Source organism: Pseudooctadecabacter jejudonensis, from assembly GCF_900172275.1.
Classification (GTDB): Bacteria; Pseudomonadota; Alphaproteobacteria; order Rhodobacterales; family Rhodobacteraceae; genus Octadecabacter; species Octadecabacter jejudonensis.
The window spans coordinates 328,916-353,661 of record NZ_FWFT01000003.1 but is presented as its reverse complement, the minus strand read 5'-3'; the positions used below and the strand labels follow the sequence as shown (position 1 = coordinate 353,661).

Below are 24,746 nucleotides of genomic sequence, written 5' to 3'. Positions count from 1 at the left end.
CATGGGCTTATTCGAATGGCTGAAAACGCGCATCATCTGGTCTTGCGCAGGCCTGCGTGACGCGTGGCGGCAGGAGCAATCGTTTCGGGTCTGGTCATGGGTCAATGTGGTGTCCGCTGGGCTGGCGTTTTGGCTGCTGTCGGGGGCGGAACTGGCGCTCATTCTGGCGCTGGGCCTGTTGATCCTGGCGGTGGAGATGGTGAACACCGCCGTGGAACGCGCCGTCGATCTGGTGTCCTCAGAGCGCAGCGAACTGGCCCGTCAAGCCAAGGACGCAGGATCCGCGGGCGTGATGTTGGCCGCCATTGCGGCAGGGGTCGCCTGGGTGGTGGTGCTGGTAACGTAACGTCGCTTGGGGAATTGTGATCGGCTTTCCCCCTGCGGACTGGGGGCGGTTGCGATAGATATAGGACATGTCTGCTGCCCAACCCAAACCCCGCCCCGACGCTGTGCCAATGCAAGATGCAACGCTTGGCGATGCCCCCAACCTGTCCGTCGTCGACACCCCGCCCCCACGCGACATGGTGCGCAAACTGGACGCGTTTCTCGCGCGGATGGATGATGAGTTGGGGCGGTGAGTGTGAATTATTTTACATAATAGACTTCTGGAAATTGCGCGACAATCCAAGTGATGGGTCGCTGCTCATTTCCAAATCTTGCCTTGCGCCATCCTGTTCAAGGATGACAAGCTGCTTCACGACTGAAAAGCGGGGGCGGAAATGGCTGGAAAATATGATCAAGGACTGCTCTTACAGCTCAATACTGAAGAGGCTTCAGCTGAACGCACGCTCGAATTGCTACGCATTTGGTCCCAGCGGCTGCTGAGAGGTTCCGTTGCGCACTTCAACGCGTCTATGAAATATGAAAGGCGGGAAAAGCTGCTGTCGGTGTTCAATATTTTTGCAGCGATTATTGTCTTGTTTTTTTCCGCATCGCCAGAGTTTCAATCGATGTTCACGCACAGTCTAGCGCCCGATGGATCTATAACGAGAGATGCCCAATCTGCGTGGACACTTACAAGTGTTGCTGACGCCTGTCTTCCATTCGTCGCTCTTTCTGTCGTCTTATCATCCACTTATCAGTACATCAGTCAGTATCCCAATAGGGCGGCACGGCATAAACAAGCTGCAATTGAATTTGCGAACCTTAGACGCAAAATCGAAAGATACTCGGTGCGGATCGCGATACACCCTGAGGCGGTCCATGCATTAAACCGTACCTATAATTCGATTGCGAAACATCATCCATTGGTGCCGAACGGACTTTGGAAATACGCAGAGAAAAAGGCTGAGCCAGAGCTAAAACAGATACTTGAGTTTTTTGAAAATAGAGGATCAGCGTGATCATCGGCTAAAATGCACTTGGCCGTTGGTCTCAGCAATGCCATGCGAGCTGGCCGGTAGATTCGGGATTGTTAAGTCACTCTGAAATCGAAGCCAAAACGCGCAGCGGCGCCGCCCGTTGATCCGGGAAAACGTCCACTGGACGTTTTCTATTTCGCGCTTTCAGGGTCTCCGACCATGCTGGGCTGAATTGATCCCCCGGATCAATTCCTATACGCCAAGCATCCCCACAAATCATACTCCCCGGCCTCGTCTACCTCAACGGTCACGACTTCCCCCACGGACAGCCCGTCCGTCCCCTCATCGATAAACAGGTTCCCGTCGATCTCTGGTGCGTCGGCCATTGTGCGGCAGGTGGCGATGCCGTCTGCGTCGATGTCGTCGATGATGACGTCCAGGGTTTGGCCCACCTTCGCGGCCAGCTTGGCTTCGGAGATGGCTTGGGCTTTTTCCATGAATCGGTCCCAGCGGTCCTGTTTGACCTCCGGCGGCACATGATCCGGCAGGGCGTTTGAGCGTGCGCCGGCGACGTTTTCGTATTGAAAACAGCCCACGCGGTCCAATTGCGCCTCATCCATCCAATCGAGGAGGTGCTGGAACTCCGCCTCGGTTTCACCGGGGTAGCCCACGATGAAGGTCGAGCGCAGGGTGATGTCGGGGCAGATGTCGCGCCATTCGGTGATGCGGTCGAGGGTGCGTTCAGCCGCCGCAGGCCGCGCCATGCGTTTGAGGGTGTCGGGGTGGGCGTGCTGGAACGGGATATCGAGATAGGGCAGCACACCGGACGCAGGGTCCGCCATCAGCGGGATCATTTCGCGCACATGGGGGTAGGGGTAGACGTAGTGCAGGCGGATCCAGGCGCCCAAAGACCCCAGATCGCGGGCGAGCGTGGTAATGGGCTGCTCGGTCAATCCGCGCCGCACCTCGCGGTCCCAATCTGTGCCAAAGGCGGAGGTGTCCTGGCTGATCACCAGCAACTCGCGCACGCCATTTTCCACCAGCTTTTCAGCCTCGCGCATCACGGCCCTGTGGGGGCGAGAGGCCAGTTTGCCGCGCATGTCTGGGATGATGCAGAACTTGCAGGTGTGGTTACAGCCCTCGGAGATCTTCAGATAGCTGTAGTGGCGCGGGGTGAGCGAGACGTTTTGCGCGGGCAACAGATCAATGAACGGGTCGGGGCTGGGGGGCACGGCCGCGTGAACGGCATCGAGGACCTGTTCGTATTGGTGTGGCCCTGTGACGGCGAGGATGTTGGGGTGATGGTCGCGGATATAGTCAGGTTCCGCGCCCAGACAGCCGGTGACAATGACCTTGCCGTTTTCCACCAGCGCCTCCCCGATGGCATCAAGGGATTCCGCCTTGGCGCTGTCCAGAAAGCCGCAGGTGTTGACGATCACGGCCTCGGCCCCGGTGTAATCGGGGGAGATCGCGTAGCCTTCGGCGCGCAGGCGCGTCAGGATGCGTTCGCTGTCCACCAGCGCCTTGGGGCAGCCGAGAGACACCATACCAATGGTGGGCTGGCCGGAGCGGCGGTCGTCGGGCGTGGTGATGCGCGCGTTGGCTAAGTCGGGGCGAAGGCTGGGTGGGTTCTGGGACATGGGGCTGCATGTAGCGGGTAATTGAGGCGGCGGGAAGGGCTGCGCGGGGGGGTGCCTCCGGCGGGAGTTTTTTGGGCCAGATGAAGGAGGGACGTTGTTTCACCCCTGCGAGCGCGGTATTGGCAGGATATGAGCACGCGGCGGCCCCATCATTTGAACACCCCTTGGGGGCGCATGCGGGCGTGGTTGCATTTTTACCTGAAGGATCATCACCTAATCCGCACGGTTTGGTGGAATACGGACGAGATTGCGCCAGGGGTCTGGCGGTCCAATCAGCCGTCGCGTGGGCGGTTGCGGCGCATGGCGCGGCGTGGGGTCCGGCATGTGGTGTCTTTGCGGGGCGGGGGCGCCAAGAGTTTCAACGTGCTGGAGGCGCAGGCCTGTGCGGATCTGGGGTTGGGGTTTGAGACGTTGACGGGGATTACGGCACGCAGGCCCTCCCCTGCGGCGGCGATGTTGCGGATCGTCGACGGGATCGCGGCGGCGCCCAAGCCTGTGATGTTTCACTGCAAATCGGGTGCGGACCGGACGGGGCTGATTGCGGCGCTTTATCTGATCCTGATCGAGGGTGTGGATGTGGCCGAGGCGGCGCGCACGCAGTTGGGCCTGCGCTGGGCGCATCTGCAGCGCACCCGCGCCGGTGTGCTGGACCACATCTTTCGGGTCTATCTGCGGGATGCGGCGCCACGCGGTCAGGGCTTTCGGGACTGGTTGGAAACGGTGTACGATCCGGCCGACATCAAAGCGGATTTTGACGACTGGCGCGCGGGCGCGGGAAGGTGGGCGACATGATCATCGGGCACATCGGGGCGCGCAAGGGCAGCAAGGGAGTCGTGGGTAAGAATTTCCGCGACATGTGCGGCAAGCCGTTGATTGACTGGTCGTTGGACCAGCTCTTGGAGAGCGGCCGCGTGGGTGCGGTGGTGGTCAGCACCGACAGCGAGGAAATGTACGATCACGCTGTGGCCAAGGGGGCGCTGGACATCGGCCTGCGGCCTGCGCATCTGGCCACGGATGACGCGCCCAAGTGGGGCGTGTGGCAGCACGCGTTGGACGCGGCAGAGGCCATCGTAGGGGCGTCCCGCGCGTTTGTGGATCTTGATTGCACGTCGCCCTTGCGGTTGGCCGAAGACATCGACGGCGCGTTGGATCTGTTCGAAAAGGAGGCCCCCGACATGGTCATGTCGTGCTGTCACGCGGGCAAGAATCCCTATTTCAACATGGTCGAGCCGGACCCGACGGGCGCGCTACGTGTCTCCAAACCTCTGCCCGGTGGCGTTTGGGCGCGGCAGAATGCGCCGGTGGTCTATGAACATGCGGCGTCGACCTATGTGCTGGACCCCGCCTATTTGCGGTCCGCGCAGACGATTTATGACGGGCGGGTCATTCCGTTCGTGATGCCAGCAGAACGGTGCATGGATGTGGACGACCCGCTGGATTGGAAGATTGTGGAATTTTTGATGAAGGATCGGATCAATGGGACAGCTTGAGGGCCGCACGGTCTTTATCACCGGATCAGGCGGCGTGTTGGGCAGCACCTATGTGCGCCGCATGTTGGCCCAAGGGGCGCGCGTTGTGGCCACAGACCTGCCAGGCCACCGCTATGACGGGCTGGTGGAGGCCCATGGCGACAACCCCGATTTCGCCATCTATCCTCTCAACGTTTCGGTGGAAGAGGAGGTCGTGGAGATCTTTAAACAGGTCGAAGGCGACGGGCATGTGGTGGATGTTGTGTTGAACAACGCCGCCATCACTGGTGAGATGCTGATGGGCGCGGGCGGCACCTTCCCCGACTTTGCCGACACCACCGTGGACGATTGGGAAAAAACCATGCGAACCAACCTGACGGGGGCGTTTATGGTCGCCCGCCAGATGGATCGTGACATCGTCGGCAAACGCCCCAGCACGCTGATCAACGTGGCGTCCATGTACGCGCTCAACGGCGCCCATCATCCGATTTACGACGGCATGCCGTTCAAGAATTTCAGCGCTTATGGCGTGACCAAGGCCGGCATCCACGGGCTGACCGTCTGGCTGGCGGGCTATTGGGCCAAGCGGCGGGCGACGGTCAACACCATCGCACCGGGGGCCGTGTTCAACGGCCATTCGGAGGAGTTTCAGGCCCGCGTGGGGGAGCTGATCATGGCAGGCCGGATGTGCGAACCCGACGAGATTGCGGACGCGATGTTGTTCCTCGCTTCCGCCCAGTCGGGCTATATCACGGGCCAGATGATCAACGTTGACGGGGGCTTTTCCGCGTGGTGATTGCCGTCATCGGGCAGGGGTCCATCGGGCGGCGGCATGTTGGAAATCTGCAAGACCTCGGTGCGGATGTTGAGGGGATTGCCTGGCGGGATTTTGATCGCGGGTCCTTTGAGACGCGCAGCGATATCAAAGGGATCGTGATCGCCACCGCCACCGAAGTCCGGCTGGAACTGGTGCGTATGGCCGCAGGGATGGCCGTACCGGTCTACATTGAAAAACCACTACATTGGACCCGCGCCGGTGTGGCTGACATTTACGACACTTTGGGTGATCTGGCGCAGCGGTCCATGTTGGGGTTCATGGCGCGCTATCATCCGGTGGTGCAGGCCTTGGCCGCGCAGGATTTGTCGGATGTCTACGGGTTCACGTTTGAGATCGGCCATGATGTGCGTCAGTGGCGGCAAGATTGGTCGTTCCCCAAGTCCTATGCCGCCCGGGCCGAGGGCGGCGGGGTGCTGCTGGATTTGTGCCATGAGGTGGACATGGCCAAGGCGCTGTTTCCGGATCTGACGGTCGATCACGTGACCAGCGTGGGCCACGCCGATTTTGTGGGCGTGGATTTCGCCAGCCGCATCGCCCTGTCGGGCGGTCGCGTCGCGGGCACGGTGGCGATGGATTATCTGTCGCCGGTGTCTTTGCGCCGGGCGGAGGTGAATGGCACCCGCGCTGCGCGGTCGCTGGATTTGCTGGCCGCGACCTTGACGGTGGACAGCGGGACGGCTGAGACGACACCCTATCCCTATGACCGCAACGACATGTTTCGCGCCATCACCCGCGATTGGCTGGCGTTGATTGAGGATGCGGAGGCGCCGTTGCAGCCGCTGGCGCCCCGGTTGTCCGACATGCGCGCCTCAAGTGATTTGATCGCGGAGGCATGGGGCAAACGGCAGTTTGCGGGCACCGCCCAGATGTCGTTTTAGCGTGCCAGAAGGCGCAGCAGATCGTCAGTGATCTGCTGCAATCCGGTTGCGGCCTGCGTCCGTATTGAGGCCGCGCGATCCGCCTGTTGTGACACATCAGAGGTCTGCAGGGCGGTGATCAGATCTTTCGGGTTTGTCACCTGTAGGGCCGCACCGGCATTGTCCAACATCTTGTAATCTGTCGCAAAATTGGCCGTGCGGGGGCCGTGGAAGATGGCACAGCCAAGGGCCACGGCCTCCCACGGGTTGTGGCCTTCGGTGGCGTCAAACGTGCCGCCGATCAGGGCCGCACGGGCGGCGCGATACCAGACGCCCAATTCCCCAAAGCTGTCAGCGATGAAGACAGCGGTGGTCTCGTCCGGCCATTCATCACGGCTGCGACGGCAGGCGGTCAGGCCCATGTCACGGCAGTGGGCGGCGAAGCCGTCGGCGTCTTCCATGCGCCGCGGGGCGAGGATCAAAAGGTCTGTGCCACCTTCACCCATCAAGCCACGTTGGGTGTCCAGCGCGATCCGCGCATCGGCAGGGTGGGCAGGGGCCGCAACCCAGACGCGCCGGCCCTGCGGCAGTTTGGCCCGCAGATCGGGCGCATCGGCCAAGGGGGCGGCAGCGGCCTTCAACGAGCCGGAGACGTGAACATCGCCCCCCTGCATCAACCCCTCCAACCGCTGAGCCGTGCCGGTGTCTTGCGCGTGAATCACATCCATCAAGCCATAGAGATCGCCATAGGCGCGCCCGAACCGCGCGCGGGCCTTGGCGCTGGCGTCGGTGATCCGTGCAGCCACATAAGCTTGGTGAATGCCGCGCCTGGCGCAGGTCGCCGCCAGTCGGGGCCAGACCTCTTGATCGGACCAGATGGCCAGATCGGGGCGCCAGTGGTCCAGAAACCGCGCCACGGGGCGGGGCAAATCAAGGGGCAGGTAGTGATGGATCGTGCGAGTGGGCAGATTGGCGGCAAAAACATCGCCCGAAGACCGCGCCGAAGATGTGACCAGAAAGTGTAGATCAGGCCGCGCGTCAGACAGGGATGCGATCAAGCCGCGCAGGGCCATGACCTCCCCCACGCCGACGCCGTGCAGCCAGATGAGGGGGCCGTGGGGGCGCGCAGCACGTGGCTGCCCCAGCTTCTCGCAGAGCCGCAAAGGGTCTTCCTTGCCGCGGGCCAGCCGTCGGCGCAGCAGTGGGCCTGCAAGGGGCTGCAACAGCCATCCGGCGGCCAGAACCAGCCGCAACATCGGCCCGATTTTGGCTCGCTGGCGGGGCTTACTTTGCGTCATGGAACCGTTTTTGCAGCCCACCTTCCCAGAAGGCCGCATCGCTGACGATCTGGACAAAACGGTCGGCGGCATCGCCGTGGCCGAATTCCTCATGCCGGTCGTAGCGTTTGCCCCACTCGGCCTGCAAAAACGCCCCAATCGCCGCCCCGTCCGAGGCCGCAACAGACGTCAGAGAGGGCGCATCGGCGCGGTTGGTTTGCCGCGTGCCCACATCAAGGGATGGCGTGCCCAAAAACGGCGCCTCGCGCACGCCCGCACTGGAATTGCCGACCATCACGGCGGCGTTCTTCATACATTCGGAAAAATGCGCGAACCGCATCGACGGCAGGATGCGGAACTGATCGGCGGGCAGGTCGTTCAGCACGGCGAAAATATCATCGGACCCTGGATCATTGTTGGGCGCGATCACGACGAACATGCGGCCTGAGGCCTGCAAGGCCCCGAACAGATCCCGCGCCTGCCGGCCCATGGTGCCCGCTTCGGACGTGACGGGGTGGAACACAACGATGCCGAATTCGCCCTGCGGCAGATCATAGCGCGCGCGGACGTCCTCCATGGTGACACCGCTGCCTGCGGCGTGAAAATCAAGCTCGGGTGAGCCGATGACATGGATCGCCTCGTCAGGTTCCCCCATTTTCATCACGCGGGCTTTGGCGTCCTCAGAGGACACAAAATGGTGGCTGGCCAGCTTGGAATTGCAGTGGCGGAAAATCTCGTCAATCGTGCCCGAGACCTCACCACCTTCGATATGGGCCGAGCGGATGTAGTTGGTGGCGGCCACCAACGCACAGGCCAGCGCCTCAATCCGGTCGCCGTGGATGACCACCAGATCGGGGCGCGCATCGGCCACGAAATCGGAAAAGCCCAACACGGTTTTGGCCAAAATCTGATCCTGCGGATCGCCGGGCCGCTGGTTGAGGTATTCGTGAACGGTGACGCCGGTGGTCCGCGCGACCTCCATCTTGGTCAGGCCGTAGCGGTCCAGCATATGCATGCCCGTGACCCAGAAACTGACGGTGTGGCCTGCATCGCGCGCAGCCACCGCCAGCGGTTCCAGCTTGCCAAAATCCGCACGGGTGCCGGTGACGAAAAGGATGGATTTGGGTGTCATGCGTCCCCCCTTGCCGCCTTGCGATAGGCCGCCTGCATCTTTGCGTGATACCTGTCACAGGCTTTGGCGTGAAGACGGCGCGACATGGATTTGATGGGAATGAAGGTGCGTTCCCCGATCCCGTCGACGGCCACCAACCTGTACCCATTTTGGGTTGTGACAACCACTTGATTGCGCAGGGCGCGGTCTGACAGGACGATCCAGTTGTCTTTCACCTCGGCCCAGAAGGCATCAATCGCGGCTTCCATCGCGGGGTCATGGCCGTGGGTTTGGGCGTGGGTTAGGGCCGTCGGCGCGAGGCTGCCATCCGCCGCGCGGACCGCGTCAAACATTGCACCGACGCCTTTGTTGGTGGACACCAGCCCGCGAAACTGCGCGCAACAGCGGGCCACACGTCCCACGCGGCCCGCAGCCCGCAGCAATTCGCGCGCCTCAACCTGGCTGTTCCACAACGGCCCAAAGGCGCGGGGCCCAAAGCCCAAAGCGGAATGCAGCCGCAACGCCCTGTCTGATGCCGGGCGCAGTTTTGCGATCTTGATCACCACAGACGGATCAAAGGGATGGTTGTAAATCTGTCGCCCATAGCCCTCGGCCAACATACCGTCTTCCGGCAGGGTCAGTGGCGTGTCGTTGAAAGGCTGCGGTGGTGTCATGTGACGAAGCGGATCCCTTGAGGCCAAGCTGAACCCTCACTTTTCAGATGTTGGGGCGCGCGTGTCCAGTGAAACAGACGCGGCGGGGCGCGGATCAGGCGCAGGCACAAGGGCAGCGATGTCATCAAACAGCTGGCTCGCAGCGCCTGCCCATTCTGCCAGTTTCGCCTCGATGGCCTGCGCCTCGGACGTGGAAAAGGCCCATGCGTCCGGGGTCAGCCGATCTGCCGTCAAGGCATCGACCGACAGCAGCCGGTCTGCCGACAGGCCAACATCCTCAAGCAGGGCTTCGATTTTCCACGAATTTGATCGCACCGCCACAAACGGCGTGCGGGTGGCGACCGCAAGGCAGGCGGCGTGAAACCGCCCCGTGACCGACAGGGCCTTGGTTTGCACATGCGCGACGTAGGCGGCTTCATCGGGCAAAAACTGCGCTTTCGGGTTCTGGCGCAGATACTGACGTTGGCGCAGTCCGGCGTACCAGATGCGCAAGGCGCGGCGCAGGCCCCGTTTGTGGGGCGAAATAAACTTGAGCGAGGATGTCACAGGCACAAGGGACGCCTCCGGCATCGTACCTGCCACCTGTGCCAAACGCGCCGTGACAGAGGCATGCAGACTGTCGCCCACCAGCACCCCCGACCGCGAGGTGTGCGCCCGCCCAAGGGGGACGCACATGGACAAATCGCCCATCACCCGAATGTCGCTTCGGCCCGTTTGTCTGGCCATGGCAGCAGCGGACCTGCTGTCGCGCACCGACAAGATATCCACCGACGCAATTAACTCCGCCCAATCCTCGGGGTTGTCCTGCCAAAGCGCATTGATCAGCGCAACCCGTGCACCGCGCGCCTTTGTGGCCTTGGCGGCGTCCAGCAGCCACCGCCCCTTGCGGGAGGCGTGATGCAAGGTGCCTTCGCCATTGATTACCAACAGATCGGCGCTGTTCACCAAATCCGCGTGGGCATCCTGCCAGTTCAACGACACCGGCACGGACCCGATGGGCGCCAATCCTCTGTCCGCCAATTGGCGCCGGATCACGCCCATGACCCGTGCGCAGCCAAAATGATAGCCGTTCACATCAGTATCGTTCAGCAGGACGACACGGGCCGTCATTCCGACAGATCATCCCAGGTCAGCTGTTGATTGCGCGTGACCGCTACCTTCAGCGTCCGGCCCACGACCTTGTCAAAGTCATACCCCGCGATGGCCCCCGACCCCGGGCGCCGCGCCCAGATGTCGGCGGGTGTGATCACATGGCCCGCAGGCAGATCTGCGTCCGCCACAACAGACGCCCGCGCAAACCGGTAGACGTCCTCTTCGGCGGCGGTGCGCTCTTTGGGGTTGTGCAGGGCGGTGTGGATTTCGCGGGACCGATCAATCAGATGGCGCAGCTCCGCGGGGTCCATGGAACAGCTGATATCGGGCCCCTTGCGGTAGCGCGTGTCGGTGTAATGCCGTTCCAAAATACACGCCCCCAAGGCCACGGACGCCAGCGCCATTTCCGGCCCGATGGAATGGTCAGAAAAGCCCACGACCGCATTGGGAAAGGCCGCCCGCAGGTCCGTTACCCCCTGCAAAGACACAATTTCCGGCGGGGAAGGGTACAGGTTCGTGCATTCCAGAAGCGCATAGTCAACGCCCGCGTCTTCCAAGATTTGCACGCTGGCCCGCACACTGTCGATCGTCTGCATGCCCGTGGACATGATCACCGGTTTGCCCTTGCTGGCGATGTGGCGGATCAGCGGCAGGTTGTCCGCCTCGCCCGATCCGATCTTGTAGGCGGGCACATCCAAGGTCTCCAGAAAATCGCAGGCCGCGCGGCTGAACGGGGTTGAGATAAAGATCATCCCAAGGTCTTCAACATAGGCCTTCAACGCCGCCTCGTCCTCGCGGCTCAGCGCGCATTGCTCCATGACCTCCCAGATGGACACGTCGGCGTTGGGCGGAAAGATCTGCTTGGCCTCCTCGGTCATCTCGTCTTCCACAATGTGGGTCTGATGTTTGACCATCTCGCACCCCGCACCGGCAGCCAGGCGCACCATTTCTTTGGCGACGGCCAGATCGCCGCCGTGGTTGATCCCGATTTCGGCAATCACAAGGGGGGGATGGGCAGGGCCGATGTTACGGTTGGCAATTTTCATGGGACACACCTTTGGACGATTTGACATGTGATGCCACGCCTGTCTGGCAAAGACCAGATCTTGGGACAGCTTGAGGCGGCTTCGGGTCTCCGGCCATTCTTCGCCTGACCGCCCCCCCAAGGTTTTACGGATGGGGCCGCTCCGAGACGGCTCGGGTCTCCGGCCATTCTTCGCCTGACCGGCCCCCCCAAGGTTTTACGGATGGGGCCGCTCCGAGACGGCTTCGGGTCTCCGACCATTCTTCGCCTGACCGGCCCCACTGGGGCCGCTCCGAGACGGCTCGAATTCTTTGGGTCAAAAATACCTAAATTCCACCCTTGCTTTCACACAAAGCCCTCGCCGTAAAAACGCCGCCAACCCAACGTCACCAGTGACACCACCGACGCTGGCCGTCACACAGGACGCAACCGGAGGACCCCATGACCGACCTGACCAAAGACGAGATGATTGCGCTTGTCACCGCGCGCGCCAAAGACCGCATTCGCGGCACCGTCCGCCTTGAGATGCCTGATCTGTGCAGTCTCTTTGTCGATGCCACAGGTGCTGTGGAAAACGACGCAGAGGCCGAATTGACCCTGACGGCAAAGGCGCAGGTGTTTCACGACATCGCCATGGGCAAACAGAACCCCGGCACGGCCTTCATGACCCGCAAACTCAAGGTCGACGGATCGCCCATGCGCGCCCTGAAAGTGGGCGAAATCCTGTCGACACACTAGGCTGGTCCGCACCGCGTCAGTCCCAGCGGCGATGCACCCAGAAATACTGCTCCGGCTGTGCCTCGATCCGCGCCTCCAGCCGGTCGGTGACGTCGCGCATGATCTGGTCGGGAGTGGTCAGATCGACCGGCGCCTCAACCGCCACATCAAACGACAGCCCGTCGGGCTGGCGGGTGCCAAAATAGGGCACGATCAGCGCCCCCGTCTTCAGCGCGATGGACCCAAGACCCGTAGACGTGTGGGCCGGTACGCCCAAAAACGGGATCGCAGGGTATTTCTTGACCCGCACATCAAACAACATCGTGCCCATGCCCCCGTCGCGCAGCATCCGCATAAATCCGGCCATCCCGTCGCGGTCGATGGGAAACACAGGGCCGGACACTGTATTGATCGTGCTGACATAATGATCGTTGAAATAGGGGTTTGAGATCGGTTTATAGATCCCGCCAATGGTGTAGCCCAGACGGTTCAACACATGGCGCGGCGCATCGTGGTTGCCGAAATGCCCTGTCACAAACAGCACGGGGCGACCCTCGGCCTTGGCCTGTGCCAGTGCCTCAAGCCCCGCGCCGGTGGGGGTTACACCGGACAGATGCCGCGTGTATTCTTCTTTTGAATACCCCTCAATCATGGTGCGCCCGAAATTGTTGCAACAGGCGCGGGCGATGCGTTTCACGTCCCCCTCGGCCATGTCCGGCCAGATCATCGCCACCTGACGTTCCGCCCGTTTGCGGTAGCCCGACAGCGGGCCGACGCCTCTTTCAATCGCGGCCCCGAACCAGCGGATCCGGCGGGCATAGGGCAGGGCAAGGGCAGTGCCGATGATGCCGCGCAGCGCGCGGTCAACGGCCCAATCGGACCACGTGGCAGTGTCATAAGTGCGCATGGTGGGGCTGGTGTAGGCCGCGGCGCGCGCCCTCGCAAGCCTTGGATGCCGCCACAGGGCCTCTTCTGTGCGGCGCTGCACAATATGCGTGTTGCAACGCCCGTTGCCCGCATGGCTGCAGGGGCTTATCAGTGCGTCATCCCTGATGAAAGGAGGCATATCATGTCCATCAGACCCACACTTGAGACCCGCCAGGCGACCCCTACAATGGAAGGCGCAGGCGTGCATCTGCACCGCGCATTCGGCTTTCAGGACCCGTCCGAACTGGACCCGTTCCTGCTGTTTGATGATTTTCGCAACGATGTGCCCGCCCATTTCGAAAAGGGGTTTCCGTGGCACCCGCACCGCGGGATCGAAACCATCACCTATGTTCTGAAAGGCACGGTGGAGCACGGCGACAGTCTGGGCAACACCGGCACCCTGGGCGCGGGCGACGTGCAATGGATGACCGCCGGATCGGGCATCCTGCATCAGGAAATGCCCCACGGCAACGCCGCAGGCCAGATGCACGGGTTCCAGCTGTGGGGCAATCTGCCCAGCAGCCAGAAGATGACAGCCCCCCGTTATCAGGATGTTGAGGCCAAGGAGATCCCAGAGGTGATTGACGATGACGGCACCATCGTGCGCGTGATCGTCGGTGAATTCTGGGGCAAAACCGGCCCCGTCGACGGCATCGCTGCCGATCCGCAATATCTGGATGTGACGATCCCTACGGGCGTCAAAAAGACGTTCAAGATCGACACCTATCGGAGGGCCTTCGCCTATGTGTTCGAAGGTCAGGCGGCCTTTGCCGATGCTTCAACCCCGTCGGGCGTGTTGCTCGAAAAAGAGGTGATGGGCGAGGAGGTCAACATCCGCGATCTGAGCGGTGATCGCACCCTCATTCGTTTTGGCACCGGCGACGAAGTGACCGTGCAAGCGGGGGAAGAGGGCGTGCGTTTCTTGCTGATCTCAGGCGCGCCCATTGAAGAACCCGTGGCCTGGCATGGCCCCATCGTGATGAACACCCAAGAAGAGCTGATGCAGGCCATGCGCGACCTGCGCAACGGCACGTTTATTAAACCCGCGCACTGATCGGCAAAACCGGTGTCCACCTTTGCTTGCGCACTGATCGGAAGAGGGCGGCAGACTTTCCTCGAAAGTCTGTCGTCAAACTCTCAATGAGAGTTTGGGCGCCCGGCAATTTCCGAAAAAATCGCCCGCGCCGTGCGGTCGGCGGCGCCGGAATGGGCCGCCATAAAGGCCCGCATGTCTCTGTCAGTCGTCCATGGCGGGCCGGACAGAACATCGGCTAGCTCATTGGCATCATTAACAGATTTGACGACGCCTGCGGCCTCGGCCTCCACAAAGGGATATTCGATTGTGTAGGTTGTGGGGCCCGTGACCACGGGTTTTCCCACCGCCAGCGGTTCGATGATGTTGTGCGCCCCGTGGGGATGAAACCCGCCGCCGACAACTACGCGGTCGGCCAGCGACAGGTAGAAATACATCTCCCCCAAACTGTCGCCCAACAGCACATCGGGCAGGGGCGTGGGCCATTGGGTTACCGCCAAATCTGCGTCAAACACGGCGCTGCGCCGCGCCACGCTCAAGCCTGCGTCGCGCAACATTTCGGCCACGGTATCGAACCGTTCCGGTGCGCGCGGGACATAGACGATCAGCGGGGCGTGCGGGTGCGAGACGAGGGTTTTGATCGCGTCGATGTAGATGTCATCCTCCCCCTCAACGGCGCTGGCAAAGGTCACCACGGGCCGCGTCAGCCGGGGTCGGAGTGCCTCCGCTGCGGTCAAAAGGGCAGGTGGGATGGGTTGGTCAAATCGCAGCTCACCGGTGATGTTGATATTGGGCACAGCGACGGATGCAAACCTGTCCGCTTGAAGTTGAGATTTGACAAATGCACCCGCAAATTTGCCCATGATTTTTTGCCGCAGCCGCAGATTTCGACTGTCTCGGTCCAGCGATTTCGACGGGTATTGCGCGTTGCACATGTAAAGCGGCACGCCCTTTGCGCGGGCGGAGAGGACCATGGCGGGCCAAATCTCAATCTCCATGGTCAGGCCCATTTTGGGGCGGCAGGCGCGGAAAAAACGGCCAAAGACCCATCGCATGTCCAGCGGCACCCAGACGGAGGCCACGCGACCGGCGGCGATGTCGTCTGCGAACACCTTATGGGCCTCACGTCGGCCCGCGGGGGTAAAATGGGTGAAGATGATGACCTCGCCTTTGGCCAGCAAAGCACGGGCCAAGGGAACGGCAGAACGGACCTCGCCCAGGCTGACCGCGTGAATCCAGATGCCGTTTTGCGGCAGATCGGGATAATGGCCAAACCTTTCGCCCAAATGGGCGCGATAGTCGGGATCCCGTCTGCCACGGTGCCAGATGTAGACCAGCACCAGCGGTGTCAGGACGAGCCAGATCAACCGGTAAGTGATGGAAAACACCCGCAGGATCATGCCTCAACCTCTCCGACGGGTGTCTAAAATTCCGGAATTTTAGAGATTACCTGCGGCGATCGCGGCGCGACGACATGGGCTGGAACGCCACGCCCACGTGGGCCTCACAATAGGGTTTGCCCTGCTGCACCGGCAGGCCGCAGAACCAGAACTGATCTGTTGCGGGGTCGCCTACGGGCCATTTGCAGGTTTTCTCTGTCAGCTCCATCAGGGAGATTTTCTTGGCGGTCTTTTCGACCTCATTCACCTTTGCCAAAGCCTCAGGTGAGATTTCGTTGGCCGAGGGCTGGGGCGGCAGGGGCTGGCCTGCGGGGATGATCGCGCGGCGCGCGGCGGACATTTTGGGCTGCGGCGGGGGCGAGGCGGAGACAGTGCGCGGTTCTTCAACCTGTGCTTCAGGTTCCGGCGCTTTTTTGGGCGCTGCCTTTTTGGGGGCCGCCTTTGCCGCTGGCTTGGCCTTGGCCTCAGCCTTGGGGGCTGCGGTTTTGGCGTTGCCGCCTGAGCCTGCGCGGTTGCTTAGCCCCAAGCGGTGCACCTTGCCGATGACGGCATTGCGGGTCACGCCGCCCAGTTCTTTGGCGATCTGGCTGGCGGACTGGCCTTCGCCCCACATCTTTTTCAACACTTCGACGCGTTCGTCGGTCCAAGACATATCTGTTCCACTTATCTTCGGCTGGACCCCGATTTGTCGGATACGGGGTTGAGAATTCATTTGATCCCCTATTCTAAGCACCTGAGGCGCGGTTACAAGGCGATGGCGGCAAATTGTCCGCCGTCCGGGGTGCCGTGTTGCAGACCGGCCCTGCGGGGCGAGTTTTTTGGGTCAGATGAAGGCAGGGATCACGATGGCAGACCGGATGGATATGGGCGTGCGGCGGTTTGGGGCCGTCAACTGGCTGGGCACATGGACCCTGGCGCGGCGCGAGGTTCTGCGGTTCATGAATGTCTGGTCGCAGACGGTCATGGGGCCGTTGGTGAATGCGGGTCTGTTGCTCATGGTGTTTACGATTGCGATTGGTGCGCGGCGCGGGGATGTGATGGGCGTGCCGTATATTGATTTTTTGGTGCCGGGCATTCTGACGATGACGGTGATCCAGAACGCCTTTGCGAACACCTCATCCTCGATCATTTCGGCCAAGGTGGGGGGCAATATCGTGGACACCTTGATGCCGCCCTTGTCTGCGGGTGAGTTGTTGGTGGGCTATCTGGCGGGGGCAGTGGCGCGCGGGTTGATTGTGGCCGTGGTGATCGCGGGCGGTGCGATTGTGGCCTTGGGCACGCCTTTGGCCCATCCCGTTTGGGCGCTGGTCTTTGTGCTGTTGGGGTCTGTGTTTATGGGTGGGCTTGGCATGATTGCCGCCGTTTATGCGGTGAAGTTTGACCAGATGTCGGCGGTCACAAACTTTGTTGTCGCCCCTTTGGCGTTCCTGTCGGGCACGTTCTATTCGATCGAGGCTTTGCCGCCCGCTTTGCAAACTTTCTGCCACTGGAACCCGTTTTTCTACATCATCGACGGGGTGCGATACGGCTTTCTTGGGGTGAGCGACAGCAGCCCTTGGGTGGGGCTGGGTGTCGTTTTGATCGCCACGGTTGTTGTGCTGGCGCTGGTGTGGCGCTGGCTTAGGTCTGGCTACCGGCTGAAGGCATAACCGGCGCTGTGCTCCGGCCCACGCGCGCCTCTCTCCAGGCCAGCAGTGCCGCGCCCGAGACGATGATCGCAGCCCCCAGCAGCGTGATCCCATCGGGAACGGCTGCGAAAATGGCCCAGTCGTAGGCGGCCGCAAAGATCAACGTCAGGTAGGTGAACGGCGTCACATAGGACGCATCCGCCCGCGCCATGGCGTTGACAAAACAGGTCTGCGCACAGGCCATCATCAGCCCCAAGGCCACCAACACCGCCCATTGCGGGGCAGTTGGCGCCTGCCAATAGGGGATCATCACGGTTGAGATCAGCAGCCAGCCGATGGTGTTGTTGATCAGCAGGATCTGCAAAGGCGGCTCTCGCCTGCTGAGCTTTTTGATGAAAATGAGTTCAAACCCCAAGGCAAGCGCGGCCCCCACCGCCAGCAAAGCGGCCACCTGAAAGCTGTCCGGCCCCGGGCGCAGCAATACCACGGCCCCGGCAAACGCGATGGCCGCCGCAGCCCAGCGCACGCGCCCCACCTTTTCGCCCAAGAACGGAATGGCGAGGATCATCCCGAACACCGGATTGAGGAACGAGATCGCGGTGGCATCTGCCAGCGGGATAAACGCGACCGCAGCAAACATAAACGTCACCCCCGCCGCCCCAAAGGCCGTGCGCCCGATGTGCAGTTTCAGATTGGGCGCGGTGATCTTGGGGCGCATCACCGCCGCGACACACAAAAACCCCGCCAAGGCAAAGGCAAACCGCCCATGGGTGATCTGCAGCGGATGCAGCGGCGCGCCCAACACGTCTGTGCCCAGCGCCTTGGCCGCCAGGGTGGTGCCTGCGATGAACATCGTGGCCACAAGGATCAGCCCAACGGCCAATTTTGGGTTCTGCGCGCGGGAGGTGGGGTCGGTCATGGGGCGGCTTACGGTGGGGCTTACGGGACGGGTCATGGGGCGTTGCTGTCACGGCGCAGGGCAGGGGGCAAGCGGATTAGGGCTTGCCAGCGCGCACCGCATGTCGCTATGCACGCCCCATGAAAACGCATGTGAACCGCACCCCCCTCCGACGCCGACGCTGATCGCCCCTGATCCGCGCGCACCCCCGTGTGCCGTTCCTTTCGTTTTCACCCATCCAAACATCGTTGACTTATGGCCACCGGTCCCGCACCAAAGGCCCTTAATTTTACCAAGGGGAAAGTCCCATGATTTCGACCGTTCTGCCCACCTACACCCGCGCGCCGCTGACCTTTGTCAAAGGCGAAGGCACCTGGCTGGTTGAGGCAGACGGCCGACGTTTTCTGGACCTCGGCGCAGGCATTGCCGTGAATGCGCTGGGCCACGCCCATCCTGCCTTGGTCGCGGCATTGTCGGAACAGGCCAACAGCTTGTGGCATGTCTCCAACCTCTATCAGATCAAGGCCCAGCAAAAGTTGGCGGATCTGTTGGCAGAACATACCTTTGCGGACACCACGTTCTTCACCAACTCCGGCACGGAAAGCTGTGAATTGGCCGTGAAAATGGCGCGCAAATACTGGCACGACAAAGGCCAGCCAGAGCGCACGGATATCATTACGTTTGAGGGGTCGTTCCACGGTCGCTCCGCCGCAGGGATCGCCGCCGCCGGGTCCGAAAAGATGACCCACGGCATGGGGCCTTTGCTTCCGGGCTTCGTGCATCTGCCCTTTGGCGATCACGACGCCCTGCGCGCGGCCGCCACGTCCAAAACCGTGGGCGCCATTCTGGTGGAACCGGTGCAGGGCGAAGGCGGCATCCGCCCGTTGCCTGATGCCTGCCTCAAGGGGTTGCGCGATTTGTGCGATGAACTGGGGATCCTGATGATCCTGGATGAGGTGCAATGCGGCGTCGGCCGGACGGGTAAGCTGTTTGCCCACGAATGGGCCGGTGTGACGCCGGACATCATGATGGTCGCCAAAGGCATCGGCGGCGGCTTTCCCTTGGGCGCTGTCTTGGCCACCGAAGACGCGGCCTCGGGCATGACAGCGGGCACCCATGGATCCACCTATGGCGGCAACCCGCTGGCCTGTGCGGTGGGCGTCAAAGTGATGCAGATCGTGACCGGCGACGGCTTTCTGGCTGAGGTCAACCGCAAAGCGGGTGCGCTGCGGCAAAAGCTCGAAAGCCTCGTGGCGACCCACCCGAGTGTGTTCGAAAGCGTGCGCGGGTCGGGCCTTATGCTTGGCCTGAAATGCGTGGCCGCCAACACGGATGTTGTCGCGGCAGGATACGACGAAGAGATCCTGACCGTGCCCGCGGCAGACAATGTGGTGCGCCTGCTGCCGCCCCTGACGCTGACGGATGATGAGATCGACGCGGCCCTCACGCGACTGGATCGCGCGGCCACCAAGGTTGCGCTCGGTGTATAGTTTCGTGCCCATAACGCGCGGGGATCTGCCGATGTTCAAAGCGTGGCTCGCCCAGCCCCATATCGAGGGCTGGTGGGGCGACGGCGGGACAGAGGCCCGTCTGGTCGAAGAGGACATGGACACGGGCCGCGTGGACATGCGGCTGGCCTGTCATGACGGCACCCCCTTTGCCTATATTCAGGATTACAACGCCCACGCATGGGACGCGCCGCAGTATGCCGACCAACCCCAAGACGCGCGCGCCATCGATACCTTTCTGGGTGATCCGGCCTATCTGGGCCAAGGGCACGGGGCAGGCTATATCGCCGCGCGTCTGGCTGAGTTGCGACGCGACTTCCCCGTCATCCTCACCGATCCCGACCCCGCCAACACCCGCGCCATTGCGGCCTACACCCGGGCAGGCTTCACCCCGCTGGCGATCCGCCCCTGCGAAGACGGCGACCCGGTACAGGTGATGCGCCACCCCTGACCTTCATCTGCCCACCCCCCCCTCGCGCGACAAGCAACAAAATTCCGGAATTTTGTTCCCCCGCCCCAACTGAGACGACACGACATGACCCATTTCCTCGACATCCACAAAACCTCTCCCCAAGATCTGCGGTCCATCATCGACACCGCCGCCGCCATGAAAGCGCGCCGTGCGGGTCTGCCCAAAGGCACACCGGACGAAGACCAGCCTCTCAAAAACCACATGGTCGCGCTGATTTTTGAGAAACCATCGACCCGCACGCGCATCAGCTTTGACGTGGGCGTGCGCCAGATGGGCGGGCAGACGATGGTGCTCTCTGGCAAGGACATGCAGTTGGGGCACGGCGAAACCATCGCCGACACCGCCCGCGTCCTCAGCCGCTACGTGGACCTCATCATGATCCGCACATTCGAAGAACAAACCCTGCTGGAGATGGCCGAATATGCCTCCGTCCCCGTGATCAACGGCCTGACAGACCGCACGCATCCGTGCCAGATCATGGCCGATGTGCTGACGTTTGAGGAACACAACGGCCCCATCAAAGGCAAAAAGGTCGTCTGGTCGGGCGACGGCAACAATGTCTTCGCCTCCTTTGCCCATGCCGCCAAACAGTTCGACTTTGACCTCACATTCACCGGCCCCGAAACCCTGCAGCCCGAACCCGCCCTCGATGGCCTTTATACAACCGAACGCGACCCGATGAAGGCGGTCGAAGGCGCAGATCTGGTCGTCACCGACACCTGGGTCTCCATGCACGATCCACAATCGGCGCGCGAACGGCGCCACAACCAGCTGCGCGGCTATCAGGTCAACACGCAACTGATGTCAGCGGCCAAAGACGACGCACTCTTCATGCACTGCCTGCCGGCCCACCGCGATGACGAGGCCACATCCGAGGTCATGGACGGCCCCAACTCCGTCATCTGGGACGAGGCCGAAAACCGCCTGCACGCGCAAAAAGCCATCATGCGGCACTGCCTGGGGCGCTGACAGCCTCTGTAACCCGTCCCATCCCGCACCGCGATTGCGCGGCAATCACTGCCTGCGGGTCGTCGAACCAATGGTTCAACGGGGACGAGGCCGAAAACCGCCTGCACGCCCCAAAAGCCATCATGCGGCATTGCCTGGGGCGCTGACGGCCCCTGCAACCCGTCCCATCCCGCACCGCGATTGCACGGCAATCGCTGCCTGCGGGTCGTCGAACCAATGGTTCATCTGGGACGAGGCCGAAAACCGCCTGCACGCGCAAAAAGCCATCATGCGGCATTGCCTGGGGCGCTGACGGCCCCTGCAACCCGTCCCATCCCGCACCGCGATTGCACGGCAATCGCTGCCTGCGGGTCGGGCCTTCACGGACCTCTGCGGGATGGGGACGCCGCCTGTCTTCATCTGACCCGAAAAACTCAAATCCCGCCCGTGTCGCCGGACGGACGGGCAAAGGTCAGGCCCGAGCATCCCCACAAACCTTGACCTGACGTCACCGGAACCAAAGGACCGTACGCTGCATTTAGCGACCGTTAAGTTTGTTCATCGACCCTTGTTCAGATCATGTCCGATAGTCATGCGTTCCCATCTGTCCACCCCGCGCCCCTTGCCGCGTCCTCGGCCCTGCTGCACCGGCTGTGCTTTTATCCTGTGCTGCTGACCCAAGGGCCTTATGTCAAATTTCGCACCCCGCGGTTGCCGGAACCGGTTGGCCCCCGTGAGGGGACGGTGGGCAACGGGCCGGATTTGCGCGTTTTGATCGTGGGCGACAGCTCCACCGCGGGGGTTGGCGTCGCCACGCAGGACAACGCCTTGTCGGGCCATCTGATCCGCGAAATGACACCTCGGGCGCGGCTGCATTGGCAACTGGTGGCCAAATGCGGCAACACCACGCCCATGGCGTCGCGCCAATTGCGCAGGTCGGGTGCAGGCCGCGCCGATGTGGCGATCACCGGATTGGGCGTCAATGACATCACCTCCGGCACACCGTTGCGCCAGTGGTTGCGTCAGACCGACACCTTGATTGACCAGCTGCGCGATACGCATGGGGCCCGTCACGTCTATGTGACGGGCGTGCCGCCGCTGTGGCAATTCCCACGGCTGACGGGGCCGCTGCGGTGGGTGTTGGGCCATCAGGCCGAACGATTTGATCGCGCCTTGCGTGACCATCTGGCGGTGCGTGGCGACGCCAGCTATGTCACCCTCGATCTGACCCTTGGCCCCGACAATATGGCCGCCGACGGGTATCACCCACGGGGGAGTGTCTATGCGGAATGGGCACGCATGCTGTCGGCCCGACTGGCGATTGATCTGGGCCTCTAGGCCCACTTCCCCCTTCATCTTGCGGTTGCAACAGGGGTTTGTCGCCAAAGTGCGCAAATAACGCGGCCCCTGGGTCACGGAGGACTTGCCCCCCCGGCAGAGCTGTCTACTTCTAAGGGATGTCGGACCCCTTGGTGGGGACTGGCGACGATCAAACCCGTTTATGTAAAGCCACCTCGCGTATCGATGTCCGACATCCCCCCTTCGTCCGCACCGCTGACAGCCAACCATCCCGCGCCCTTGGGCCGTGCTGGGGGCGTGGCCCACGGCCTGGCCTTTTATCCGGTGCTGATCAGCCAGGGCCCGTGGGTCAAATACAACACGGTGCGCCTGCAGGAACCCAAAGGCCCGCGCGACGGGGTCGCGGGGGAGGGGCGCGATCTGCGTCTTTTGATCACCGGCGACAGCTCTGCCGCGGGGGTTGGCGTCAGCACCCAGTCGCAGGCCTTGTCAGGCCAGTTGGTGGGCCAGCTGGCCCGCCATGCGCGCGTCGACTGGCAGTTGATCGCGCGCTGCGGGGACACCACGCCCATGGCGCTGCGCAGGCTCAAGGCGGCACAACCGCGACGTGCCGACGTGGTGGTGACGGGGCTTGGCGTCAACGACGTCATCCGCGGCACCCGCCTGTCTGTCTGGCTGGATCAGCAGCGGGCCTTGATCGGGTATCTGACGGACACGTTGGGCGCAGGTCACGTCATCGTCTCTGGCCTGCCGCCGATCTGGCAATTTCCGCGCCTTTCGGGGCCTGTGTACAGCCCCCTGCGCTGGGCGCTGGGCCATCAGGCCGCGCGGTTTGATCGCGCCTTGGCGGGCCTTGTGCGCGATATGCCAAACGTCACGTATCTGCCCGCAGCCATGGATCTATCCGTGCACATGATGGCCGAGGACGGCTTTCATCCCGGCGCGCCCGTCTACACCGCATGGGCCGAGGCCGCAGCGGACCTGATCCTTGATCGCACGCAAACCTGACGCCCGACCGGCGCGGCCCGGACCTTACCCAGTTCAGGCTTTCCCCCCGTGAAGACCTTGTCAATCACACAGGCCGTGTCTAGCTGAAAGGCAACAGCCGCAAAGGACATGACATGACGGACACAGCAACATTGGGCCTTTATGGCCTTGGCACCATGGGCAGCGCATTGGCGTTGAACATTCTGGACAAGGGGTTTGGGCTTTATGTGTCCAACCGCTCCGCCAAAGCTGTGCCCGCCTTTGTGGACGAAGCCCGTGACGAAGGGTTGGCCGAACGCCTGACCGGATCGGACAGCCTTGAGGACATGGTCAAAGCCATGCCCGCCCCCCGCGCGATCATCCTCATGGTGCCCTCGGGCCGCCCCGTGGACAGCACCATCGACACGCTGATCCCCCTGCTTGAGGACGGCGATACCATCATTGACGCCGGCAACTCCGATTTCCGCGAGACCCGCGCCCGCACGGCCAAAGTCGAAGACGCAGGCCTGACCTACATCGGCATGGGCGTGTCGGGGGGCGAGGACGGCGCGCGCCACGGCCCCTCCATCATGGTGGGCGGCACGCCCGAGGCCTGGGACGCCGTGCGCCCGGTGATCGAAGCGATCTCTGCCAAATTCGAAGGCGCGCCCTGTGCCGACCATCTCGGGCCTGACGGCGCGGGCCATTTCGTGAAAACCGTGCACAACGGCATCGAATACGCCGACATGCAGCTGATTGCCGAAATTTACGGGCTGATGCGCTATGGCCGCGGCGATACCCCCGCCGAGATTGGCAAGGTGTTTGAGGGCTGGGACGACGGCCCCCTTGGCAGCTATCTGGTTGAGATCACGGGCAAGGTGTTGCAGGCCACGGACACCGAAACGGGCAAACCGGCGGTGGATGTGATCCTCGACGCCGCAGGGCAAAAAGGCACCGGCCGCTGGACCGCGATTGAGGCCATTCGCATGGGCCGCTCTGCCTCTATCATCGAAGCGGCGGTGGCCGCCCGCGCCCTGTCGTCCGAAGTGGGGGTGCGCGCCAAGGGCGAAGACATCTTCGGCGCCTGCCGTGCGGCGATTGATCTGAGTGATGAGATATTGCACGACGCCCTGCTGGTGGGCCGCATCCTGTCCTATGCGCAAGGCTTCCGCATCCTGAAGGCCGCTTCGGAGGAATTTGACTGGTCCATCGACATGGCCCGCACGGCTGAAGTCTGGCGCGCGGGGTGCATCATCCGCTCGGTGCTGTTGGACGACATCGCCAGCGCGTTCCGCAGCGATCTGCCCGAGGGCGAGCTGATTTTCGCGCCGCCCCTCGTGGACCGCCTGAAGGCCGCGTCCCTCGCGCTGCGCAAAACCGTCTGTGCCGCCGCCACCCACGGCCACGCCACGCCCGCGCTGTCGTCCGCGTTGTTTTTCCTCGACACCATGCGCCACGCCCGCGGGACTGCCGATGTGATCCAAGCCCAGCGGGATTTCTTTGGCCGCCACGGGTTTGTGCGTCTGGATGGCCGTGAGGACCAACACGGACCGTGGTGGGACGACGCGGGCTGAGGGACGATCTGACGATCGGGTCCTGCGGACGGCGGGAGGCTGGGCCGGAGAGGACGGCGGACCTTGGCGATTGTGGGTCGGGGGGCCAGCCCC

26 protein-coding genes and 1 pseudogene are annotated in these 24,746 nt (G+C 62.6%); 17 read left to right on the top strand and 10 right to left on the bottom strand.

Annotated features, from left to right (window positions below):
* The first annotated feature begins 1 nt into the window (after window position 1).
* The 3 genes from PSJ8397_RS10850 to PSJ8397_RS10845 all read left to right on the top strand — a co-directional run bounded on the left by PSJ8397_RS10850 (window position 2) and on the right by PSJ8397_RS10845 (window position 1,343).
* Window positions 2-346, top strand: coding sequence for a diacylglycerol kinase (locus tag PSJ8397_RS10850; protein WP_085864625.1), 345 nt, complete (start codon window positions 2-4; stop codon window positions 344-346).
* 67 nt (window positions 347-413) lie between these two features.
* Window positions 414-578, top strand: coding sequence for a hypothetical protein (locus PSJ8397_RS17225; RefSeq protein ID WP_235000692.1), 165 nt, complete (start codon window positions 414-416; stop codon window positions 576-578).
* Window positions 579-719: 141 nt separating this feature from the next.
* Window positions 720-1,343, top strand: a complete 624-nt coding sequence (locus PSJ8397_RS10845) for an SLATT domain-containing protein (protein WP_085864624.1) — start codon at window positions 720-722, stop codon at window positions 1,341-1,343.
* Window positions 1,344-1,546: 203 nt separating this feature from the next.
* On the opposite strand, the gene rimO is transcribed toward PSJ8397_RS10845, so the two are convergent.
* On the bottom strand, window positions 1,547-2,941 hold the full coding sequence (rimO, locus tag PSJ8397_RS10840; protein WP_085864623.1) for a 30S ribosomal protein S12 methylthiotransferase RimO: 1,395 nt from the start codon (window positions 2,939-2,941) through the stop codon (window positions 1,547-1,549).
* Window positions 2,942-3,070: 129 nt separating this feature from the next.
* On the opposite strand from rimO, the gene PSJ8397_RS10835 reads away from it, so the two are divergent.
* Genes PSJ8397_RS10835 through PSJ8397_RS10820 form a run of 4 tightly spaced genes read left to right on the top strand, consistent with a single transcriptional unit; the run spans window position 3,071 to window position 6,126 of the window.
* Window positions 3,071-3,733, top strand: a complete 663-nt coding sequence (locus PSJ8397_RS10835) for a tyrosine-protein phosphatase (protein ID WP_085864622.1) — start codon at window positions 3,071-3,073, stop codon at window positions 3,731-3,733.
* Entirely contained in the window at window positions 3,730-4,431 is a 702-nt protein-coding gene (locus PSJ8397_RS10830; protein ID WP_085864621.1) for an acylneuraminate cytidylyltransferase family protein, read from the top strand. Before PSJ8397_RS10835 ends, PSJ8397_RS10830 begins: the two co-directional genes overlap by 4 nt.
* A complete protein-coding gene (locus PSJ8397_RS10825; protein WP_085864620.1) occupies window positions 4,418-5,206 on the top strand; it encodes an SDR family NAD(P)-dependent oxidoreductase in 789 nt (262 codons plus the stop codon). Before PSJ8397_RS10830 ends, PSJ8397_RS10825 begins: the two co-directional genes overlap by 14 nt.
* Complete coding sequence (locus PSJ8397_RS10820) at window positions 5,200-6,126, top strand: Gfo/Idh/MocA family protein (RefSeq protein WP_085864619.1); 927 nt, start codon at window positions 5,200-5,202, stop codon at window positions 6,124-6,126. The genes PSJ8397_RS10825 and PSJ8397_RS10820 overlap by 7 nt, the downstream gene beginning before the upstream one ends.
* On the opposite strand, the gene PSJ8397_RS10815 is transcribed toward PSJ8397_RS10820, so the two are convergent.
* From PSJ8397_RS10815 to PSJ8397_RS10795, 5 genes are read right to left on the bottom strand one after another with little or no spacing between them, the layout of a single operon-like run.
* Window positions 6,123-7,403, bottom strand: a complete 1,281-nt coding sequence (locus tag PSJ8397_RS10815) for a 3-deoxy-D-manno-octulosonic acid transferase (protein ID WP_159453130.1) — start codon at window positions 7,401-7,403, stop codon at window positions 6,123-6,125. The genes PSJ8397_RS10820 and PSJ8397_RS10815 overlap by 4 nt on opposite strands.
* Window positions 7,390-8,514, bottom strand: a complete 1,125-nt coding sequence (gene neuC, locus PSJ8397_RS10810) for a UDP-N-acetylglucosamine 2-epimerase (RefSeq protein WP_085864617.1) — start codon at window positions 8,512-8,514, stop codon at window positions 7,390-7,392. The genes PSJ8397_RS10815 and neuC overlap by 14 nt, the downstream gene beginning before the upstream one ends.
* Window positions 8,511-9,167: a YrbL family protein gene (locus PSJ8397_RS10805; RefSeq protein ID WP_085864616.1), complete on the bottom strand. Its 657-nt coding sequence runs from the start codon at window positions 9,165-9,167 to the stop codon at window positions 8,511-8,513. Before PSJ8397_RS10805 ends, neuC begins: the two co-directional genes overlap by 4 nt.
* Window positions 9,168-9,203: 36 nt before the next feature.
* Window positions 9,204-10,277 (bottom strand): glycosyltransferase family protein, encoded by a 1,074-nt coding sequence (locus tag PSJ8397_RS10800; protein WP_085864615.1) that lies wholly within the window; start codon window positions 10,275-10,277, stop codon window positions 9,204-9,206.
* On the bottom strand, window positions 10,274-11,305 hold the full coding sequence (locus tag PSJ8397_RS10795; RefSeq protein WP_085864614.1) for an N-acetylneuraminate synthase family protein: 1,032 nt from the start codon (window positions 11,303-11,305) through the stop codon (window positions 10,274-10,276). The genes PSJ8397_RS10800 and PSJ8397_RS10795 overlap by 4 nt, the downstream gene beginning before the upstream one ends.
* A gap of 419 nt (window positions 11,306-11,724) precedes the next feature.
* Here PSJ8397_RS10795 and PSJ8397_RS10790 point away from each other — a divergent pair, with 419 nt between their 5' ends.
* Window positions 11,725-12,021 carry an SCP2 sterol-binding domain-containing protein gene (locus PSJ8397_RS10790; RefSeq protein WP_085864613.1) on the top strand — a complete coding sequence of 99 codons (297 nt, stop codon included), beginning with the start codon at window positions 11,725-11,727 and terminating at the stop codon, window positions 12,019-12,021.
* Window positions 12,022-12,037: 16 nt separating this feature from the next.
* Here PSJ8397_RS10790 and PSJ8397_RS10785 read toward each other — a convergent pair whose 3' ends face one another.
* The gene (locus PSJ8397_RS10785) at window positions 12,038-12,907 is read right to left on the bottom strand and encodes a lysophospholipid acyltransferase family protein (protein ID WP_085864878.1); all 870 of its coding nucleotides are present in this window, start codon (window positions 12,905-12,907) and stop codon (window positions 12,038-12,040) included.
* A 162-nt stretch (window positions 12,908-13,069) separates the two neighbouring features.
* Between PSJ8397_RS10785 and PSJ8397_RS10780 the strand changes: the two genes are divergently transcribed.
* Window positions 13,070-13,981, top strand: a complete 912-nt coding sequence (locus tag PSJ8397_RS10780; protein ID WP_085864612.1) for a pirin family protein — start codon at window positions 13,070-13,072, stop codon at window positions 13,979-13,981.
* A gap of 83 nt (window positions 13,982-14,064) precedes the next feature.
* Here PSJ8397_RS10780 and PSJ8397_RS10775 read toward each other — a convergent pair whose 3' ends face one another.
* Window positions 14,065-15,360: a 3-deoxy-D-manno-octulosonic acid transferase gene (locus tag PSJ8397_RS10775; protein ID WP_085864611.1), complete on the bottom strand. Its 1,296-nt coding sequence runs from the start codon at window positions 15,358-15,360 to the stop codon at window positions 14,065-14,067.
* Window positions 15,361-15,406: 46 nt separating this feature from the next.
* The gene (locus tag PSJ8397_RS10770; RefSeq protein ID WP_085864610.1) at window positions 15,407-16,012 is read right to left on the bottom strand and encodes a GcrA family cell cycle regulator; all 606 of its coding nucleotides are present in this window, start codon (window positions 16,010-16,012) and stop codon (window positions 15,407-15,409) included.
* 175 nt (window positions 16,013-16,187) lie between these two features.
* Here PSJ8397_RS10770 and PSJ8397_RS10765 point away from each other — a divergent pair, with 175 nt between their 5' ends.
* Window positions 16,188-17,009 (top strand): ABC transporter permease, encoded by an 822-nt coding sequence (locus PSJ8397_RS10765; protein ID WP_407691743.1) that lies wholly within the window; start codon window positions 16,188-16,190, stop codon window positions 17,007-17,009.
* Here the strand turns inward: PSJ8397_RS10765 and PSJ8397_RS10760 are convergent.
* On the bottom strand, window positions 16,981-17,943 hold the full coding sequence (locus PSJ8397_RS10760; RefSeq protein ID WP_235000691.1) for a DMT family transporter: 963 nt from the start codon (window positions 17,941-17,943) through the stop codon (window positions 16,981-16,983). The two genes, PSJ8397_RS10765 and PSJ8397_RS10760, sit on opposite strands and share 29 nt — an antisense overlap.
* 251 nt (window positions 17,944-18,194) lie before the next feature.
* Here PSJ8397_RS10760 and PSJ8397_RS10755 point away from each other — a divergent pair, with 251 nt between their 5' ends.
* The 7 genes and pseudogenes from PSJ8397_RS10755 to gndA all read left to right on the top strand — a co-directional run bounded on the left by PSJ8397_RS10755 (window position 18,195) and on the right by gndA (window position 24,653).
* Window positions 18,195-19,376, top strand: coding sequence for an aspartate aminotransferase family protein (locus PSJ8397_RS10755; protein ID WP_085864607.1), 1,182 nt, complete (start codon window positions 18,195-18,197; stop codon window positions 19,374-19,376).
* 31 nt (window positions 19,377-19,407) lie between these two features.
* Window positions 19,408-19,845, top strand: coding sequence for a GNAT family N-acetyltransferase (locus tag PSJ8397_RS10750; protein ID WP_159453129.1), 438 nt, complete (start codon window positions 19,408-19,410; stop codon window positions 19,843-19,845).
* An 84-nt stretch (window positions 19,846-19,929) separates the two neighbouring features.
* The gene (argF, locus tag PSJ8397_RS10745; protein ID WP_085864605.1) at window positions 19,930-20,835 is read left to right on the top strand and encodes an ornithine carbamoyltransferase; all 906 of its coding nucleotides are present in this window, start codon (window positions 19,930-19,932) and stop codon (window positions 20,833-20,835) included.
* 172 nt (window positions 20,836-21,007) lie between these two features.
* Window positions 21,008-21,127 (top strand): annotated as a pseudogene (locus PSJ8397_RS17425) (ornithine carbamoyltransferase); the annotation flags it as partial.
* A 266-nt stretch (window positions 21,128-21,393) separates the two neighbouring features.
* The gene (locus PSJ8397_RS10740) at window positions 21,394-22,152 is read left to right on the top strand and encodes an SGNH/GDSL hydrolase family protein (RefSeq protein ID WP_085864604.1); all 759 of its coding nucleotides are present in this window, start codon (window positions 21,394-21,396) and stop codon (window positions 22,150-22,152) included.
* 186 nt (window positions 22,153-22,338) lie between these two features.
* Window positions 22,339-23,121: an SGNH/GDSL hydrolase family protein gene (locus PSJ8397_RS10735; RefSeq protein WP_085864603.1), complete on the top strand. Its 783-nt coding sequence runs from the start codon at window positions 22,339-22,341 to the stop codon at window positions 23,119-23,121.
* A 113-nt stretch (window positions 23,122-23,234) separates the two neighbouring features.
* The gene (gene gndA, locus PSJ8397_RS10730) at window positions 23,235-24,653 is read left to right on the top strand and encodes an NADP-dependent phosphogluconate dehydrogenase (protein WP_085864602.1); all 1,419 of its coding nucleotides are present in this window, start codon (window positions 23,235-23,237) and stop codon (window positions 24,651-24,653) included.
* The last annotated feature ends 93 nt before the right edge of the window (window positions 24,654-24,746 follow it).

Coding starts and splice junctions, on each gene's coding strand:
- PSJ8397_RS10770 (WP_085864610.1), bottom strand. CDS start 16,012: ATGTCTTGGACCGACGAACGCGTCGAAGTGTTGAAAAAGATGTGGGGC.
- PSJ8397_RS10845 (WP_085864624.1), top strand. CDS start 720: ATGGCTGGAAAATATGATCAAGGACTGCTCTTACAGCTCAATACTGAA.
- PSJ8397_RS10800 (WP_085864615.1), bottom strand. CDS start 10,277: ATGACGGCCCGTGTCGTCCTGCTGAACGATACTGATGTGAACGGCTAT.
- PSJ8397_RS10825 (WP_085864620.1), top strand. CDS start 4,418: ATGGGACAGCTTGAGGGCCGCACGGTCTTTATCACCGGATCAGGCGGC.
- PSJ8397_RS10750 (WP_159453129.1), top strand. CDS start 19,408: ATGTTCAAAGCGTGGCTCGCCCAGCCCCATATCGAGGGCTGGTGGGGC.
- argF (WP_085864605.1), top strand. CDS start 19,930: ATGACCCATTTCCTCGACATCCACAAAACCTCTCCCCAAGATCTGCGG.
- PSJ8397_RS10760 (WP_235000691.1), bottom strand. CDS start 17,943: ATGACCCGTCCCGTAAGCCCCACCGTAAGCCGCCCCATGACCGACCCC.
- PSJ8397_RS10795 (WP_085864614.1), bottom strand. CDS start 11,305: ATGAAAATTGCCAACCGTAACATCGGCCCTGCCCATCCCCCCCTTGTG.
- PSJ8397_RS10850 (WP_085864625.1), top strand. CDS start 2: ATGGGCTTATTCGAATGGCTGAAAACGCGCATCATCTGGTCTTGCGCA.
- PSJ8397_RS10740 (WP_085864604.1), top strand. CDS start 21,394: ATGTCCGATAGTCATGCGTTCCCATCTGTCCACCCCGCGCCCCTTGCC.
- PSJ8397_RS10785 (WP_085864878.1), bottom strand. CDS start 12,907: ATGCGCACTTATGACACTGCCACGTGGTCCGATTGGGCCGTTGACCGC.
- PSJ8397_RS10755 (WP_085864607.1), top strand. CDS start 18,195: ATGATTTCGACCGTTCTGCCCACCTACACCCGCGCGCCGCTGACCTTT.
- PSJ8397_RS17225 (WP_235000692.1), top strand. CDS start 414: ATGTCTGCTGCCCAACCCAAACCCCGCCCCGACGCTGTGCCAATGCAA.
- PSJ8397_RS10780 (WP_085864612.1), top strand. CDS start 13,070: ATGTCCATCAGACCCACACTTGAGACCCGCCAGGCGACCCCTACAATG.
- PSJ8397_RS10830 (WP_085864621.1), top strand. CDS start 3,730: ATGATCATCGGGCACATCGGGGCGCGCAAGGGCAGCAAGGGAGTCGTG.
- neuC (WP_085864617.1), bottom strand. CDS start 8,514: ATGACACCCAAATCCATCCTTTTCGTCACCGGCACCCGTGCGGATTTT.
- gndA (WP_085864602.1), top strand. CDS start 23,235: ATGACGGACACAGCAACATTGGGCCTTTATGGCCTTGGCACCATGGGC.
- PSJ8397_RS10735 (WP_085864603.1), top strand. CDS start 22,339: ATGTCCGACATCCCCCCTTCGTCCGCACCGCTGACAGCCAACCATCCC.
- PSJ8397_RS10775 (WP_085864611.1), bottom strand. CDS start 15,360: ATGATCCTGCGGGTGTTTTCCATCACTTACCGGTTGATCTGGCTCGTC.
- PSJ8397_RS10815 (WP_159453130.1), bottom strand. CDS start 7,403: ATGACGCAAAGTAAGCCCCGCCAGCGAGCCAAAATCGGGCCGATGTTG.
- PSJ8397_RS10835 (WP_085864622.1), top strand. CDS start 3,071: ATGAGCACGCGGCGGCCCCATCATTTGAACACCCCTTGGGGGCGCATG.
- PSJ8397_RS10765 (WP_407691743.1), top strand. CDS start 16,188: ATGAAGGCAGGGATCACGATGGCAGACCGGATGGATATGGGCGTGCGG.
- PSJ8397_RS10790 (WP_085864613.1), top strand. CDS start 11,725: ATGACCGACCTGACCAAAGACGAGATGATTGCGCTTGTCACCGCGCGC.
- rimO (WP_085864623.1), bottom strand. CDS start 2,941: ATGTCCCAGAACCCACCCAGCCTTCGCCCCGACTTAGCCAACGCGCGC.
- PSJ8397_RS10805 (WP_085864616.1), bottom strand. CDS start 9,167: ATGACACCACCGCAGCCTTTCAACGACACGCCACTGACCCTGCCGGAA.